The sequence below is a fragment of the Xylophilus sp. PBN-3R genome (assembly GCF_057747805.1).
On sequence record NZ_CM173225.1, the window covers coordinates 927,936 to 942,287 of the forward strand.

The window sequence follows — 14,352 nt, forward strand, 5'->3', positions numbered from 1 at the left end:
GTTCCGGTCAGCCGGCGAATCCGCCTGATGCCAGGAAGCGCCTTTCAGCTTCGGTGGACAGGCGCGCCAGGGCTTCGTTGCGGTGCGGGAAACGACCGAAGCGCTGGATGATGTCTGCATGCAGCCGGGCGAAACGTGCGGTTTCCGGGTCCAGCGCATCGCAGAGCTGCACCGCCATACGCTGGTCGTCGGCGTCTTCGGAATGTTCGAACGGCAGATAGCAGAAGGCGCGCAGTGCGATGTCGACCTGCCGGTCCAGGCCGCGCTCGATCATCTGGCGGGCGTACAGGCGGGCCAGCGGATCGGTGGCGAACATGTGGGCGGTGTCGCGGAAAGCGTTACGGGGATATTGGTCCAGCAGCAGCAACAGGCCCAGTGCGCCGTCGGCGTCGTCCATCCAGTGGGCGAGCTCGCGCCGGGCGGCGGACTGGTGGGCTTCGAAGAACCGGTCGCGGAAGGCGGCGTCGAAGGCCGGGTCTTTCTTGAACCATTTCTGCGGGCCGGCGTCACGCCAGAACTGGAGGATGGCTTGCGGCTGGGCGGGTTCGGGCATGGTGGACCGGTGGTGAAGATGGGGGCGCCATCGTCCCACAGCCATCGGCTCAATGTCGGGAAGGGGCGTCGCCGGCCGGTTCGAACATGTGGCGGCAGTGGTCCAGGAAATCTTCCAGATTGTCGGCCTTGTCATACACCGCCTCGGCACCCAGCAGCAGGCAGCTGCGGCGCAGCAGGCTGGTGGCGCTGTTGGTCAGCACGATCACCCGCAGGCCCAGCGACAGCTGTCGGATGCGGGCCAACACACCCAGTCCGGTGCCTGCGTTCAGGAACAGGTCGAGCACCACCACGTCGGGCAGCTCGTGGTGGCGCAGCCACTCGACAGCGTCGAGCTCCGACTCGGCGAAACCCACCGTCACGATGCCGGCCGACTCGGCAAGTGCCACGGTCAGGGTTTCGCGGGCGGGGGGACTGTCTTCGACGAGAAATGCTGAGTGCATCGGGCGGGGATCCTGGAACGGAAGAGGCAGCCCGGGCGGCTGCATCGAACAAAAGTCTGGGAGCATGCCACCGGATGGACTAGCACTCGGTCGGACGGAGTGGGTGCCGACTGTAGGGCGATGACCGACTCTCGGCAGGCGGCGGGTGCCAGCACGATTTTCGATGGACCTGGCACGGAGCCGCGGGAAAACCCTGGTGTCGCGGGGCGATCCTTGCAGCGCGCTACCGCTGTCATCTGCAGTGCCTAGACTCGCGCCTCCTTTGCACATTGCCTGCCGCATCCACAACATGTCCGATCTCTTTTCCGTCTTCAAGCTCAAGGACGCCACGCTGCGCAACCGCATTGCCGTGCCGCCCATGTGCCAGTACAGCGCCGTCGACGGCCTGGTCAACGACTGGCACCTGTCGCATTACGCCAGCCTGGCGCGCGGCGGTGCCGGCCTGGTGATCGTCGAGGCGACGGGCGTGTCGCCCGAAGGCCGCATCACCCCCGGCTGCCTGGGCCTGTGGAACGACACCCAGGCCGACGGGCTGGCGGACATCGCAGCTGCCATCAAGGCCGGCGGCGCGGTGGCCGGTATCCAGATCGGCCATGCCGGCCGCAAGGCCAGCGCCAACCTGCCGTGGGAAGGCGACGACCACATCGCGGCCGGCGACCCGCGCGGCTGGGACACCATTTCTCCCTCGGCCGTGGCTTTCGGCGCCAACCTGCCCAAGGTGCCGAAAGAGATGACGCTGGACGACATCGCCCGGGTGAAGGCCGATTTCGTGGCGGCCGCAAAACGCGCGCTGGCCGCCGGCTTCGAATGGCTCGAACTGCATTTCGCCCACGGTTACCTGGCGCAGAGTTTCTTCTCGGTGCATGCCAACCAGCGCACCGATGCTTATGGTGGCGACTTCGTCGGCCGCAGCCGTTTCCTGATCGAGGCCCTGGCCGCGGTGCGTGAGGTGTGGCCCGAGAACCTGCCGCTGACGGCCCGTTTCGGCGTCATCGAATACGACGGCCGCGACGAACAGACGCTCGAAGAATCCATCGCCCTGACCCAGGCCTTCAGGCGCGGCGGGCTGGACATGCTGAACGTCAGCGTGGGTTTTTCGACGCCGGCCGCCAACATTCCCTGGGGCCCGTCCTTCCTGGCGCCCGTCGCGGAACGGGTGCGCACCGAAACCGGCCTGCCGGTGGCGTCTTCGTGGGGCATCGATTCGCCGGCGCTCGCCAACGCCGCGATCGAAAAGGAGCAGATCGACCTGGTGATGATCGGACGCGCCCACCTCGCTAATCCGCACTGGTCGTACCACGCTGCCCTGGCGCTGAAGAAGGACCGTCCTTCGTGGGTGCTGCCGGCGCCTTACGCCCACTGGCTGGAGCGTTATCGCCTCAACCAGTGAACCTGTGCGGCCTGGCCTAACCGGCCTGAATGCTGTTCTGTCGCGCGACGGCTTCCCAGCGTTTGCGTTCGGACGCGAAGAAGGCGTTCATCTCGGCCGGCGACTTGACCGAAACCTGGGCGCCCTGGGCCAGCACCCGGGCACGAAGGTCGGTGTCGAGCATCACGCCGGCAAGCGCTGCGTGGATACGCGCCACCACAGCGGCGGGCACGGCCGACGAGGCCATCACGCCCTGCCACGATCCGGATGAAAAACCCGGCGCGCCGCTTTCGTCCAGCGTCGGAATCTGCGAGACCAGTGCCATGCGTCCGCGGTTGGACAGGGCGATGGGCCGCAGGCGGCCGCTCTGCACATAGGGCAGGGTGGGCGCCAGGCTGTTGATGATCATCTGGGTCTGGCCCGAGATGGTGTCGGTCATGGCCTGCGAGCCGCCCTTGTAGGGCACGTATTCCCACTGTGCGCCCATCAGCTTCTGCAGCTGGACGCAGGCCAGGTGCGGCGGGCTGCCGACGGCCGAAATGGCGCAGCTGACCTGCTGACGTTTCGACAGCGCCACCAGTTCGGCCAGGTTCTGCGCCGGCAGGTCCGGGTGCACCGCGATCAGGTGCGGCGCATAGGTCAGCATGCAGACGCCCTGCAGGTCGGTCGAGGGGTCGAATCCCAGTTTGCCGTAGACGGCCGGGCTGGCCGCCTGGCCGACGACGTCGGTGACCAGCAGCGTGTGCCCGTCGGATCCGGACTTGGTGACGATGTCCGCGCCCAGGTTGCCGTTGGCGCCGGGTTTGTAGTCGACGATGACCGGCTGGCCGATGGCCTGCTGGAGCGCGGTGCTGACAGTGCGGGCTGCGACGTCCGATGCGCCACCGGGCGTGAAAGGCACGATCAGCCGGACCGGTTTTGTGGGCCATCCGGACGACGGTGCGGCGGCAAAAACCTGGCTTCCGTAGCTGCCCAGGCCGGCCAGTGAACCGGCGGCCAGCCACTGGCGGCGGGAGAGTTTGAAGTGGTCCATGTCCGTTGCTCCTCAGGCCGCAGCAGTCTTGAAACGAGCCGCCAGCGCATCGGCCGCTGCCACCAGCAGGTGCAGGTCGCTGCCCACGCCGACCATGGTCGCGCCCTGTTCCAGGTAGGGCTCGCCCTTGCCGTCCACCGTCAGGATGCCGACTGCCTTGCCGCAGGAGATCGCGGTGGCGATGGCCTTGCCGATGGCCGCCTGCACATCAGGATGGCCGGGCTGGCCGCGATGGCCCAGGTCGGCCGCCAGGTCCGAAGGGCCGATGAAGACGGCGTCGACGCCCGGCACCGCGCAGATGGCTTCGAGTTCGGCCAGCGCCTGGCGCGACTCGATCTGCAGGATGACCGCGATCTCGTCGTTGGCGCGCGCCATGTAGTCCTTGAATCGCGTATAGCCGCCGGCCCGGGTGCTGCCGGCCACGCCGCGCAAGCCCTGAGGCGGGAAGCGGGTCCACGAGACGATCTCGGCCGCCTCGGCCGCGGTGCGGACGTTGGGCACCATCAGGTTCGAGGTGCCGGTGTCCAGCGCGCGTTTGATGGTGCCCATGTCTGCGATGGGCACCCGCACCACCGCGGCCGACGGTGTGCCGCGCAGGGCCAGCAACTGGCTGCCGATGATCTGCAGGTCGGTGGGGGTGTGCTCCATGTCCAGCAGCAGCCAGTCGAAGCCGGCGTGGGCCAGCGACTCGACGGTCGGCAGCGCCGCGTAGTTGCACCACAGGCCGATCAGCCGTTCGCCGGCGACCAGTGCGGAGCGGAAGGTGTTGTGGGGAAAGCTCGGTGTCGTCATGTCTGTCTCCTGTCTTCTTGTCGATATGCGTTGCCGCGTTCAAGGCATCAATTGGCCGCCATTGACCTCGATCACCTGGCCGGTGATGTAGCCGGCCAGCAAGTCGTCGGCCAGGAAGAGGTAGGCGCCCACGCAGTCGTCGGATGTGCCGGTGCGGCCCATGGGAATGCTCTTGCGGGCGCCTTCCAGCTGTTCGGGCGTGGAGTTGCGCACATGGAAGTCGGTCAGGATCACGCCCGGTGCCACCGCGTTGACCCGGATGCCGTGCGGCGCCATTTCGCGGGCGAAGACCCTGGTCATGGTGCTGGTGAAGGCCTTGGCCGCGCCGTACAGGCCTACGCCCTCGCCGCCGCCGGTGCGGGCTGCGATGGAGGTGGTGTTGATCATGGTTCCGCCGCCGGCAGCGCGCATCAGCGGTGCGGCGGCGCGGCACACAGCGAATGCGGCGTGCACGTTGAGCTGAACCACCCGGTCGAAGTCTTCGTCGGTGGCGGCTTCGAGCGGACGGCGGCCGAACATGTCGCCCGCGTTGTTGACGAGTATGTCCAGCCCGCCCAGCGCCTTGGCGGCATCGCCGACCAGGCTGCCGGCGACGGCGCGGTCGAGCAGGTCGCCGCCCAGCACATGGGTCTGGCCGCCCAGCTGCGCGATCTGGTCGGCCACGGATTGCGCGCCTTCGCGGTTGCGCGAGTAATGCACCGCCACGTGGGCGCCGGCCGCACCGAATGCCAGCGCCACCGCCGCGCCGATGCCCGAGCCGCCGCCGGTGACCAGCACCTTCCTGCCCGCGAAGTTGAGTGCCTTTTTCGTATCGATCATGGTGAAACGTCTCCTGTCCTGTTCTGGATAAAACCGGGTCAGCCGGCCACGGGCTCGGCCTGCGCTGCCTGTTCGGCCGCCACGCGCCGCAGCCCCTCGACCAGGTTCATGGCGTATTCGGCGGCGTCCACCATCGACGCCGGATTGGCCAGGCCCTTGCCGGCGATGTCGAAGGCGGTGCCGTGGTCGACCGAGGTGCGCAGGATCGGCAGGCCCAGGGTGACGTTGACGCCGCTGACCGATTTCCAGCGGCCGGTGGCGGGGTCGATCTCGAAACCCAGCAACTTGACCGGGATGTGGCCCTGGTCGTGGAACATGGCCACCACCGCGTCGAACTGGCCGGCGCGCAGCTTGATGAACACCGTGTCGCCGGGCCAGGGGCCGGTGATGTCGTGACCGGCGGCAATGTATTCCTCGATCACGGGGCGGATCACCGCGCCGTCTTCCTTGCCCAGGATGCCGCCTTCGCCGGCATGCGGATTGAGGCCGCAGACGGCGACGCGCGGCTTTTCGATGCCGAGCGCGCGCAGGGCGGCGATGGTCACGTCCAGCACCCGGTGCAGGCGCACCGGGGTGACGCGGCCGGGCACTTCCGACAACGGGCAGTGGGTGGAGACATGGCTGACCCGCAGCCCGCCGTGGGCGAGCATCATCACGCCGTCGCGCATGCCGCTGAGGTGGGCCAGCAGCTCGGTGTGGCCGTCGAAATGGTGGCCTGCCATGTGCAGGGCTTCCTTGCACAGCGGGGCGGTGACGATGGCGTCGGCCTTGCCGCCCATCACCATGTTCACCGCCTCGACCACCGCCCGGTAGCTCCATTCACCGCCAGCGGCGGAAATCTCGCCCATCACGATGTCGCCCTCGACCGGGCCGACATCGACGATGGTCAGGGGCACATCTGCGGTCGTCAGTCCCAGCTGCTCGGTGGCGCGGTTCAGTGCCTTGGCACTGCCCAGGGCCAGCAGTTCGATGCGGCCGGCGTCGATCAGCGAACGCATCTGGCGGGCGGCCTGGACGATGATTTCCGGGCCGATGCCGGCAGGGTCGCCGACGGTCATGGCAAGGCGGATGGCTTGGGTCATACGGTGCTTTCCTTGGGGTGCGGGTTACTGGCGTGGACGGCTTGTGCGGCGTGTTCCGGCATGAGTCGGGAGGTCAGTTCGACGAGGTCGTGCGGCGAGCCGAAGGCGCCGGAGCGCGAAAGGCAGGTGACGCCGTTCCAGGCTCCGCCCTCGATGACCGCCTGGCCCCAGCCGGGCCGGGCGCAGGCGCCGGCCGTCAGGGCGCTGGCGCCGCCGGCCCGGCACAGGGCCAGCAGGGTGTCGCCACCCACCACCAGCAACAGGCCGGGGCGCGGCAGACGGGTCACCAGGTCGTGCGCACGGTGCTGCAACAGCGCGTCGGCATGTTCGGCAGACAGGGTCCGGGATGCGGAAAGGTCGTGCAGGTCCAGGCCGTCGGGCAACTGGTTCTGCAGCCGGCCGAGCTGGTCGCGGAGCACCGGATGGCGGCTGCAGGTGACCAGCAGCAGGCCTTGCCCGGCGGGGCAGTGCGGCAGCACCGCGGCGGATTCGGCCGGCTCGTGCTGGCGGGCCAGGGCCTGCGCCAGGCCGGCGCTGCCGGCCCACAACCAGTCGTCGGTCTGCGGCTGGTGCGACCAGGCGGCGATGCGGTCGAGCGCGGCGTCGTCCGCGACGTCGGGGATCAGCACCGTGGGGCCTTCGCCGGCAGCCGAGAGGCAGTCGTCGAGCGTGCTGCCGACAACGGCGCGCAGCCCGTGTGCGGCAAAGGCCTGGCTCAGATTCTCGACGACGGTGTCGCCCGCCCGGTGACGATCGCCGCCGGTGAAACGTCCCTGGGCCGGATAGGCCGGTGCGAAGACGATGCGGCGAAAACGCCGGGGCCGCTGCGTCTGCAGCCAGGCCAGTTCGGCGACGGTGTTGCCGCGCAGCAGGCTGTCCACTTTCTTATAGGCCAGGTCGCCGTCGGCCAGCCAGTCGATGCAGGGCGACAGACCTTCGGGCAGTGCCTGCGGCGATGTGTCGCGGGTGGCGGTGGCCACCGCGGAAAGCTGAGCGCCGCCGTCACCCGGCCGACCGATGAACACCGGCACCGGCATGCCGCCGCCCATGACCGCAGCGGTATCCAGCGCGCCGGTCAGGTCGTCGGCCAGCACCCGCCAGCGGGCCTTTTGCAGCTCAGCCGACATGGACCCGCTCCACCGACAGGCCGGCCTGCCGCATGGTTTCGGCCTGGTCTTCCGGCAGTCCGCTGTCGGTGACCAGCTGGTGGATGTCGGCCAGCGCGCAGAACTGCATGAAGGCGCGCGGCCGGAACTTGGAACTGTCCACCAACAGGCGATGCGCAGTGCTGGCACGAAGGAAGGACCGCTTGACTGCGGCGACTTCGGCATCGGTTTCCGACAGCACGTCGCCGGTGACCGCATGCGCGCCCAGCAGCAGCACGTCCGCATGCAGGCTGGCGGCACCATGGAGCACGCCCTCGCCGATGAGCGTGTTGCTGCCCGGGCGCAGCTGGCCGCCCAGCACATGCACCCGCACCGACGAACCGGTGCCCAGCAACTGCGCGATGGCCAGGTCGTTGGTGGCCGCCACCAGCGGGATGCGGCGCTCCAGCGCGGCGCGGGCCGCTTCCAGCACGGTGCTGCCACTGTCGAACAGCACGCTCTGGCCGGGCAGCAGCGCAGCGGCGGCGGCGGTGCCGATGGCGCGTTTTTCGCGCGGCGACAGTTCGCCCGCTGCGGCCGCGTCGGGTTCGAAGGTGGCGTATTGCTGTTGCCGCAGGATGGCGCCGCCGTGGGTGCGGTCGAGCACGCCTTCGGCTTCCAGGCCGTCGAGGTCGCGCCGGAGGGTGGAAACCGATGCGTCCAGTGCTTGCGCCAGCTGCTGCAGGGTGACCGCACCGTGGCGCTGCAGGAACTGCACGATTCGTTCGCGCCGCTGGGCCGGAAGCAGGGCGATGGAAATCAGGTTGGTGCTTGTCATTGGTAGATTTTGATAGATATTGAAATAGTTGGCTAGTCGAAATTGATAGGTGAAAGCGCTCTTGGTAGAAACGCCAGCAAGTTTTCGTGGAATACCGTGAAAGAATTTGATCGAGTCTGGAAAGCAAGCATCGATCACTATTAGGAGACATGAGCCATGGTGGATTTCACAGGTCGTTTTGGCCGCCGCGCGGTGCTGGGTGCCACCGCCGCACTGCTGGTTTGCGGAACTGCGCTGGCGCAGGGGCCGGCAGCCGGCGCGTACCCGCAGCGGCCGGTGACGCTGATCGTCCCGTACCCTGCGGGCGGTGCCAACGACGCCATCGCGCGGCTCATCGGCCAGAAGCTGTCGGACGGCCTGGGTCAGCCGGTGATCATCGACAACCGGCCCGGCGCCGGCACCACCATCGGCACCGCATTGGCGGCCCGTGCGCCGGCCGACGGCTACACGCTGGTGCTGGGTTCGCTTGCCAGCCATGCCGTGGGTCCGCACCTCATCCCCAAGGCGGGTTACGACCCGGTGAAGGACTTCGCGCCCATCGGCCTGATCGGCACCGCGCCCATCGTCGCCACCGTCGCCAAGGACTCCAAATACACCAGTCTCAAGGGTTTGGTGGACGACGCCCGTGCCCATCCCGGCGACGTGATGTACGGCTCGTCCGGCAACGGCTCGCCGCTGCACCTTGCGGGTGAACTTTTCAACCAGGATGCCGGTGTGAAGATGGTGCACGTCCCCTACAAGGGCGGCAATGCACACACCATGGACCTGATCGGCGGCCGGCTGGCGGTGATCTTCGATACCAGCACGGCGGCGCTGCCGATGATCCGCGGCGACAAGATCCGTGCGCTGGCGGTGGCCGCGCCGCAGCGGCTGGCCGACCTGCCCAACGTGCCGACCTTCGCCGAACTGGGCTACCCCAAGTTCGACGTCAACGGCTGGTACGCGTTGTATGCGCCGGCGCGCACGCCGCAACCGGTGCTGGCCCGACTGGGCGCCGAACTGAACAAGGCGATGGCGCTGCCGGACGTGCAGGAAAAGCTGCGCGGATTCGCGGTGCGTCCGGCCGGTGGCAGTTCGCAGGAACTGGCCAAATTCACGCAGTCCGAATACGAGCGCTACGGCCAGGTGATCCATTCGGCCGGCATCACCGCCGACTGAAAATCTCAGGCGGAGGTCGCCTCTGCAGGCGCAGGCAGCTGCGTCGGCACCAGCTTGCGCACCGCCTTCTGCAGCAGCGGCAGCTGGCGGCTGACCAGGGCCAGCTGGGCCAGGGCATTGGCGTCGTCGTGCAGTTCGAGTTCGGCCGCCACCGTGAGGGCCACGCTGTCGTCGCCCTCTGCGCCCAGGGCGTCCAGGTCTTTTTCACGCAGGGCGTAGGCCATCTTGTCGAGCTGGCCGCCGAGCTTGGCCGATGCCTGCTGGAAGATCGCCTGTTCTTCGGCGCTGCCGCCTTCGCCGCGGTGGGCGCCCAGCGCCGAAAGATAGTTGAGCAGCGTGTGCGATTGCACCAGCACCCGGATGCCGGCGTCGATGCCGCCTCGCACCAGGCCGGGCTCCTGCAGCACCAGTGAAACGGCGGTCGACAGGGCTGCGTCGGCATCGTGTGCGTTGCGCCTTGCCACCCGGTAGGCCAGATCGTCACGTTTGCCGCCGCCCACCTGCGCGCCGATGGCCTGCAGGTAACGCGCGGCCGTGGTCATGGCGGCAGCCGCAGCGGGCCGCAGCCGGCGAGCACGCCAGTCGGGCAGGATGCCGATGACAGCCGCCGAGGCGATCAGCGCGCCCAGCACCGTATCGACCATGCGAGGCAGGATCAGCTCGGCGGCATTGCTGGTCTGGTTGTTGCCCATCAACACGACCAGCGTCACTGCGGCGGTGGCAAAACCATAACGCGTCTTGTTGAAGGCGAAAAACACCATGCCCGCGGCCACCGCCACCGCCGACTGGATCAGCAGGTCGGGGAACAGCACCAGCAATGCCCAGCCGGCGACCAGTCCGCAGAAGGTGCCGATGACCCGTTCCAGCACCCGTCGGCGGGTGGCGCCGAAACTCGGCTGGCAGACGAAGAGCGTGGTCAACAGCACCCAGTAGCCGTGGTCGGCGTGCAGCAGGCTCAGGCCGACGAAACCGGCAGCCAGCGCCAGCGACAGCCGCACCGCGTGGCGGAAGATGGGCGCTTCCAGCCGGCACTGCCCGCGCACCCTGGCGAAGGCTTCGCGCAGGGTGCGGGGCGTGGAATCGAACAGGGTTTCGCCCAGGCTGGCGGGCTGCGGTTCACCGGCGCCGGCCAGTTGCTGGTCGAGCGACTGCAGGTTCTGCCTGAGCGCCTGCAGCGAACGTAGCTGCCGCGCACGTTTGGACAGGCGGCCCGGACCTGCGCTGTTCAGCTGTTCGTCCTCCAGATGCGCCAGAGCGCCGGTCAGGTCGGCCAGTGCCTGGGTGGTGGCGCCGTCGTCCTGCCATCCACGGCGCAGGCGGATGGCCTGCGCCAGCTCGGCGCAGACACTGCCCTGCAGCGCCAGGGTGCGCTGGCAGCGGAACATCACGTCGCTGTGAAAGAAGGCATCGGCCAGTTCGGCATACGCCACGTGCGACGAGCTGGCGCGTTCGTGCACGTCCTGCGCGATGAAGTACTGGGCCAGCAGCAGCCGGCTTTGTTCGTTACCTTCGTCGGGCGGCACACCGGTGGCCGGATCGACGGGCGGCAGACGTCGCAGCAGCGCGTCCTTGGCCAGGTTGAGCGCCTGCACCACGTCGACATTGCGATGGGCCAGGGCGATGCGGCGGCGTTCCATGTCCACGCCGCGGATCGGTTCGAACATGGCGGCCTTCAGCCACAGGTACTGCGCCAGCATGTCGTAGACCTGGGCGATGCGGCGGCGCACCGGGTTCAGTTCGAAGATGCGGGCCCATGCGACCGACACCACGCCATAGGCCGTGGCCCCCGACAGCAGCAGCGCCGGCTGAAGCCACAGCAGTTCGCTATGGCCGTGGGTCTCGATGCCGGTGGCGCTGTAGAGCGAAAGCACCAGCGTGGACCAGGCGATGGCCCGGTAGCGTTCGCTGATGGCGCCCAGCATGGTCAGCACGAAGGCGGCAAGGCAAAGCGCGGCAGCAAATGCCCAGTGGCGGTCGAACAGCAACTGCACCGTCAGGGATGCGACCGAAAAACTCAGCAATGTCACCAGCACGGTGCGCAACCGTCCGCGCCAGCCGTCGTCGGTCTCGCCGATGCCGCCAGCGATCACTCCGAGGAACATCGGCATCACGTAGTCGAGCCGGTCGTAGTGCCAGCAGGCCGCCATGATGGCGGCGAGGACGATGCCCACCCGAGCCCCGGCTACACCGGAATCGTGGGCCCACAGTCGCTTGAGCAGCGTGTGGGGAGCGGTACGGAACATCGGAGGCGTCACAGGGTAAACCCTAGTTGTACGCAAGAACCGTGCGCGCGGGTTTCAGGTTCGCACCACCTCATCGACCAGCGTCTTGAACTCGTCGATGTCTTCGAAACTTCGGTAAACGCTGGCAAACCGCACATAGGCCACCTTGTCGAGACGGCGCAGTTCGCGCATCACCAGTTCACCGAGGCGGTTGGATGCGATTTCGCGCAGGCCGGTGGTCAGCAGCGCTTCTTCGATGCGTTCGACCGCACTGTCGACCTGCTCGACGCCGACCGGCCGCTTGCGCAGGGCGAGGTCCATCGAGGCACGCAGTTTTTCAGGCTTGAAGTCGACCCGCCGGCCGTCCTTCTTGACGATGGCCGGAAAGCTGAGGTCCGGCCGCTCGTAGGTGGTGAAACGTTTATCGCAGGCGCCGCAGCGGCGCCTGCGCCGGATGAAGGTCGCGTCCTCGGCCACCCGGGTGTCGATCACCTGGGTGTCCGCGTGGGCGCAGAAGGGGCACTTCATCCGGGCAGCCGATTACTTGTAGACCGGGAAACGCGAGGTCAGCGCGTGCACCTTGGCGCGGACCGCTTCGATGTTCGCGGCATCGCGCGGGTTGTCCAGCACGTCGGCCACCAGGTGGGCGGTGGCGCGGGCTTCCTCGTCCTTGAAACCACGGGTGGTCATGGCCGGAGTGCCGATCCGCACGCCGCTGGTCACGAAGGGCTTTTCGGGGTCGTTCGGAATGGCGTTCTTGTTGATCGTCATGTGGGCGCTGCCCAGCACGGCTTCGGCTTCCTTGCCGGTGATGCCCTTGCTGCGCAGGTCGACCAGCATGACGTGGCTCTGCGTGCCGCCGCTCACGATACGCAGGCCGCGGGCAGTCAGCGTTTCGGCCACGATGCGGGCATTGGCCACCACCTGCTGCTGGTAGGCCTTGAACTCGGGTGTCAGGGCTTCCTTGAACGCCACTGCCTTGGCGGCGATGACATGCATCAGCGGGCCGCCCTGCAGGCCGGGGAAGATCGCGCTGTTGATGGCTTTCTCGTGCTCGGCCTTCATCAGGATGATGCCGCCGCGCGGGCCACGCAGGCTCTTGTGGGTGGTCGAGGTGACGATGTCGGCGTAAGGCACCGGGTTGGGATACACACCCGCGGCGATGAGGCCGGCGTAGTGGGCCATGTCGACCATGAAGATCGCGCCGACTTCCTTGGCGATTTTTGCGAAGCGCTCGAAATCGATGTGCAGCGAATAGGCCGAGGCGCCGGCGACGATCAGCTTGGGCTTGTGTTCGCGGGCCTTGGCTTCCATCGCGTCGTAGTCGATGGCTTCGTTCTTGTCGAGGCCGTAGGAAACCACGTTGAACCACTTGCCGGACATGTTCAGCGGCATGCCGTGGGTCAGGTGACCGCCCTCGGCCAGGCTCATGCCCATGATGGTGTCGCCGGGCTTCAGGAAAGCCAGAAACACGGCTTCGTTGGCCGAAGCGCCGCAATGCGGCTGCACGTTGGCGGCATCGGCGCCGAACAGCTGCTTGACGCGGTCGATGGCCAGTTGCTCGGCGATGTCGACGAATTCGCAGCCACCGTAATAACGCTTGCCCGGATAACCTTCGGCGTACTTGTTGGTCAACTGGGTGCCCTGGGCCCACATCACGGCCGGCGAAGCGTAGTTTTCGCTGGCGATCAGCTCGATGTGCTGTTCCTGGCGCAGGTTCTCGGCCTGGATGGCGGCAAAGATTTCGGGGTCGGCTTGTTCGACAAGAATGGAACGGTCGTACATGGCGTGGCAGTCCTTCAGACGAATGAAAGTCCCTGTGTGGAAACGAGGGCTGCCCAGGCGAACGGCTGAAACACACCGGTCATCAGCCAAAGGGCCGCTGTTCCGGGCGGTACGCTTCCCAGTGGTTGTCGGGGCGTTGCCCCGCATGGATTCCACGTCAGCGGCAGCGGAGCCAGCGGCCCGCCGCGCCTATCGCCAGTCGCGTACGGCGGCTATTTTAACGGTTTCGAAAGAGACGTCCGCCGTCCGCCTGCATCAACTTATTGCGCAGCCGCGATTTCCAGGTGCGACAGGGTGGCGGTCGCTACCTTTTCCGGCGTGGCGGCGGGGCCTTCGGCCGGAGCCGCCACCGGGATCGGACGGATCGGCAGAACCTGCATCGGTGCCGGCGTGATGATGGCCGGCGGCAGCACCGGCACCTGGCGGCCGGCGGCGACCTGCTGCAGGCGGCTGTGTTCGGCCAGCACCTTGGCGGCATAACCGCCGTCCTCGATGTTGGCGGCGCCGACGTAATAACGCAGGCCGCCCTCGAGCGAACCGGCGCGTGCGATGCATTCCTGCAGCACCCGGACGCCCACCCGCAGGTTGCTCACCGGATCGAAGGCCGCGAAATGGCCGCCGAAGGTTTCGTACTTGTCGCTGTGCACCGTGGTCATGACCTGCATCAGGCCTTGCGCGCCGACGGGGCTCTGGGCAAACGGGTTGAAGCTGGATTCGACCGCCATCACCGCCAGGATGATGGTCGGATCGAGCTTGTTCTTGGCGCCCAGCGTAAAGGCCTCGGCCACCAGCGCACTGATGGGTTCCGGCGCCACGCGGTACTTGCGGCTCAGCCAGTACGCCACCGCGGCCTGCGCCTTGGGCAGTTCCTTCGGATTGGCGGCCGTGGCCCGGTCGACCGCGTCGAGCTGGATCGGCAGGCCGATCAGGGCGACCTGGCGTTCCTGCAGCCAGCCGCGGAGCTGGTCCTCTCCGGCGGTGCGCAGGTCCGGGCGGGCGCCCAGGATGGCCACGGCTATGACCATGAACAAGCCCAGCAGGGCAAAACTGTTGTGGGTGACTTCGAAGAGACCTTCGGCGACATCGGATGCGAAGGTTCGCAGGGCCGAAGTCGTCTGTCCTAACACTGTCATCGCGGTGTTCCTTTTCTACGCGGGGTCCGCCGTGCGGCACG

At 67.6% G+C, this 14,352-nt stretch carries 14 protein-coding genes; 2 read left to right on the forward strand and 12 right to left on the reverse strand.

What is annotated here, in order from left to right:
- Positions 1–7 precede the first annotated feature (7 nt).
- Positions 8–553 (reverse strand): DUF924 family protein, encoded by a 546-nt coding sequence (locus AC3ANW_RS04275; protein ID WP_488343965.1) that lies wholly within the window; start codon positions 551–553, stop codon positions 8–10.
- Between the two features lie 49 nt (positions 554–602).
- The gene (locus tag AC3ANW_RS04280) at positions 603–995 is read right to left on the reverse strand and encodes a response regulator transcription factor (protein ID WP_488343966.1); all 393 of its coding nucleotides are present in this window, start codon (positions 993–995) and stop codon (positions 603–605) included.
- A 289-nt stretch (positions 996–1,284) separates the two neighbouring features.
- Between AC3ANW_RS04280 and AC3ANW_RS04285 the strand changes: the two genes are divergently transcribed.
- On the forward strand, positions 1,285–2,385 hold the full coding sequence (locus AC3ANW_RS04285; protein WP_488343967.1) for an NADH:flavin oxidoreductase/NADH oxidase: 1,101 nt from the start codon (positions 1,285–1,287) through the stop codon (positions 2,383–2,385).
- A gap of 16 nt (positions 2,386–2,401) precedes the next feature.
- Here the strand turns inward: AC3ANW_RS04285 and AC3ANW_RS04290 are convergent, their stop codons facing one another.
- Genes AC3ANW_RS04290 through AC3ANW_RS04315 form a run of 6 tightly spaced genes read right to left on the reverse strand, consistent with a single transcriptional unit; the run spans position 2,402 to position 8,013 of the window.
- Complete coding sequence (locus tag AC3ANW_RS04290) at positions 2,402–3,397, reverse strand: Bug family tripartite tricarboxylate transporter substrate binding protein (RefSeq protein ID WP_488343968.1); 996 nt, start codon at positions 3,395–3,397, stop codon at positions 2,402–2,404.
- A 12-nt stretch (positions 3,398–3,409) separates the two neighbouring features.
- A complete protein-coding gene (locus AC3ANW_RS04295) occupies positions 3,410–4,189 on the reverse strand; it encodes an HpcH/HpaI aldolase family protein (protein WP_488343969.1) in 780 nt (259 codons plus the stop codon).
- A 39-nt stretch (positions 4,190–4,228) separates the two neighbouring features.
- The gene (locus AC3ANW_RS04300) at positions 4,229–5,008 is read right to left on the reverse strand and encodes an SDR family NAD(P)-dependent oxidoreductase (protein ID WP_488343970.1); all 780 of its coding nucleotides are present in this window, start codon (positions 5,006–5,008) and stop codon (positions 4,229–4,231) included.
- 38 nt (positions 5,009–5,046) lie between these two features.
- A complete protein-coding gene (pdxA, locus tag AC3ANW_RS04305; protein WP_488343971.1) occupies positions 5,047–6,090 on the reverse strand; it encodes a 4-hydroxythreonine-4-phosphate dehydrogenase PdxA in 1,044 nt (347 codons plus the stop codon).
- Positions 6,087–7,217, reverse strand: a complete 1,131-nt coding sequence (locus tag AC3ANW_RS04310) for a four-carbon acid sugar kinase family protein (RefSeq protein ID WP_488343972.1) — start codon at positions 7,215–7,217, stop codon at positions 6,087–6,089. Before AC3ANW_RS04310 ends, pdxA begins: the two co-directional genes overlap by 4 nt.
- The gene (locus AC3ANW_RS04315; protein WP_488343973.1) at positions 7,207–8,013 is read right to left on the reverse strand and encodes a DeoR/GlpR family DNA-binding transcription regulator; all 807 of its coding nucleotides are present in this window, start codon (positions 8,011–8,013) and stop codon (positions 7,207–7,209) included. Before AC3ANW_RS04315 ends, AC3ANW_RS04310 begins: the two co-directional genes overlap by 11 nt.
- Before the next feature lie 156 nt (positions 8,014–8,169).
- Here AC3ANW_RS04315 and AC3ANW_RS04320 point away from each other — a divergent pair, with 156 nt between their 5' ends.
- Positions 8,170–9,171: a Bug family tripartite tricarboxylate transporter substrate binding protein gene (locus AC3ANW_RS04320; RefSeq protein ID WP_488343974.1), complete on the forward strand. Its 1,002-nt coding sequence runs from the start codon at positions 8,170–8,172 to the stop codon at positions 9,169–9,171.
- A gap of 5 nt (positions 9,172–9,176) precedes the next feature.
- Here the strand turns inward: AC3ANW_RS04320 and yccS are convergent, their stop codons facing one another.
- The 4 genes from yccS to AC3ANW_RS04340 form a co-directional block, all read right to left on the reverse strand.
- Positions 9,177–11,414: a YccS family putative transporter gene (yccS, locus tag AC3ANW_RS04325; protein WP_488343975.1), complete on the reverse strand. Its 2,238-nt coding sequence runs from the start codon at positions 11,412–11,414 to the stop codon at positions 9,177–9,179.
- 54 nt (positions 11,415–11,468) lie between these two features.
- Positions 11,469–11,921 carry a transcriptional regulator NrdR gene (nrdR, locus tag AC3ANW_RS04330; RefSeq protein ID WP_488343976.1) on the reverse strand — a complete coding sequence of 151 codons (453 nt, stop codon included), beginning with the start codon at positions 11,919–11,921 and terminating at the stop codon, positions 11,469–11,471.
- Between the two features lie 12 nt (positions 11,922–11,933).
- Positions 11,934–13,178, reverse strand: a complete 1,245-nt coding sequence (gene glyA, locus AC3ANW_RS04335) for a serine hydroxymethyltransferase (protein ID WP_488343977.1) — start codon at positions 13,176–13,178, stop codon at positions 11,934–11,936.
- Positions 13,179–13,438: 260 nt separating this feature from the next.
- Positions 13,439–14,311 carry a transglycosylase SLT domain-containing protein gene (locus tag AC3ANW_RS04340; protein WP_488343978.1) on the reverse strand — a complete coding sequence of 291 codons (873 nt, stop codon included), beginning with the start codon at positions 14,309–14,311 and terminating at the stop codon, positions 13,439–13,441.
- Positions 14,312–14,352 lie beyond the last annotated feature (41 nt).

What these genes read in the sequence shown, in the direction of transcription:
- AC3ANW_RS04275 (WP_488343965.1), bottom strand. Translation starts at nt 553, where the DNA reads ATGCCCGAACCCGCCCAGCCGCAAGCCATCCTCCAGTTCTGGCGTGAC.
- AC3ANW_RS04280 (WP_488343966.1), bottom strand. Translation starts at nt 995, where the DNA reads ATGCACTCAGCATTTCTCGTCGAAGACAGTCCCCCCGCCCGCGAAACC.
- AC3ANW_RS04285 (WP_488343967.1), top strand. Translation starts at nt 1,285, where the DNA reads ATGTCCGATCTCTTTTCCGTCTTCAAGCTCAAGGACGCCACGCTGCGC.
- AC3ANW_RS04290 (WP_488343968.1), bottom strand. Translation starts at nt 3,397, where the DNA reads ATGGACCACTTCAAACTCTCCCGCCGCCAGTGGCTGGCCGCCGGTTCA.
- AC3ANW_RS04295 (WP_488343969.1), bottom strand. Translation starts at nt 4,189, where the DNA reads ATGACGACACCGAGCTTTCCCCACAACACCTTCCGCTCCGCACTGGTC.
- AC3ANW_RS04300 (WP_488343970.1), bottom strand. Translation starts at nt 5,008, where the DNA reads ATGATCGATACGAAAAAGGCACTCAACTTCGCGGGCAGGAAGGTGCTG.
- pdxA (WP_488343971.1), bottom strand. Translation starts at nt 6,090, where the DNA reads ATGACCCAAGCCATCCGCCTTGCCATGACCGTCGGCGACCCTGCCGGC.
- AC3ANW_RS04310 (WP_488343972.1), bottom strand. Translation starts at nt 7,217, where the DNA reads ATGTCGGCTGAGCTGCAAAAGGCCCGCTGGCGGGTGCTGGCCGACGAC.
- AC3ANW_RS04315 (WP_488343973.1), bottom strand. Translation starts at nt 8,013, where the DNA reads ATGACAAGCACCAACCTGATTTCCATCGCCCTGCTTCCGGCCCAGCGG.
- AC3ANW_RS04320 (WP_488343974.1), top strand. Translation starts at nt 8,170, where the DNA reads ATGGTGGATTTCACAGGTCGTTTTGGCCGCCGCGCGGTGCTGGGTGCC.
- yccS (WP_488343975.1), bottom strand. Translation starts at nt 11,414, where the DNA reads ATGTTCCGTACCGCTCCCCACACGCTGCTCAAGCGACTGTGGGCCCAC.
- nrdR (WP_488343976.1), bottom strand. Translation starts at nt 11,921, where the DNA reads ATGAAGTGCCCCTTCTGCGCCCACGCGGACACCCAGGTGATCGACACC.
- glyA (WP_488343977.1), bottom strand. Translation starts at nt 13,178, where the DNA reads ATGTACGACCGTTCCATTCTTGTCGAACAAGCCGACCCCGAAATCTTT.
- AC3ANW_RS04340 (WP_488343978.1), bottom strand. Translation starts at nt 14,311, where the DNA reads ATGACAGTGTTAGGACAGACGACTTCGGCCCTGCGAACCTTCGCATCC.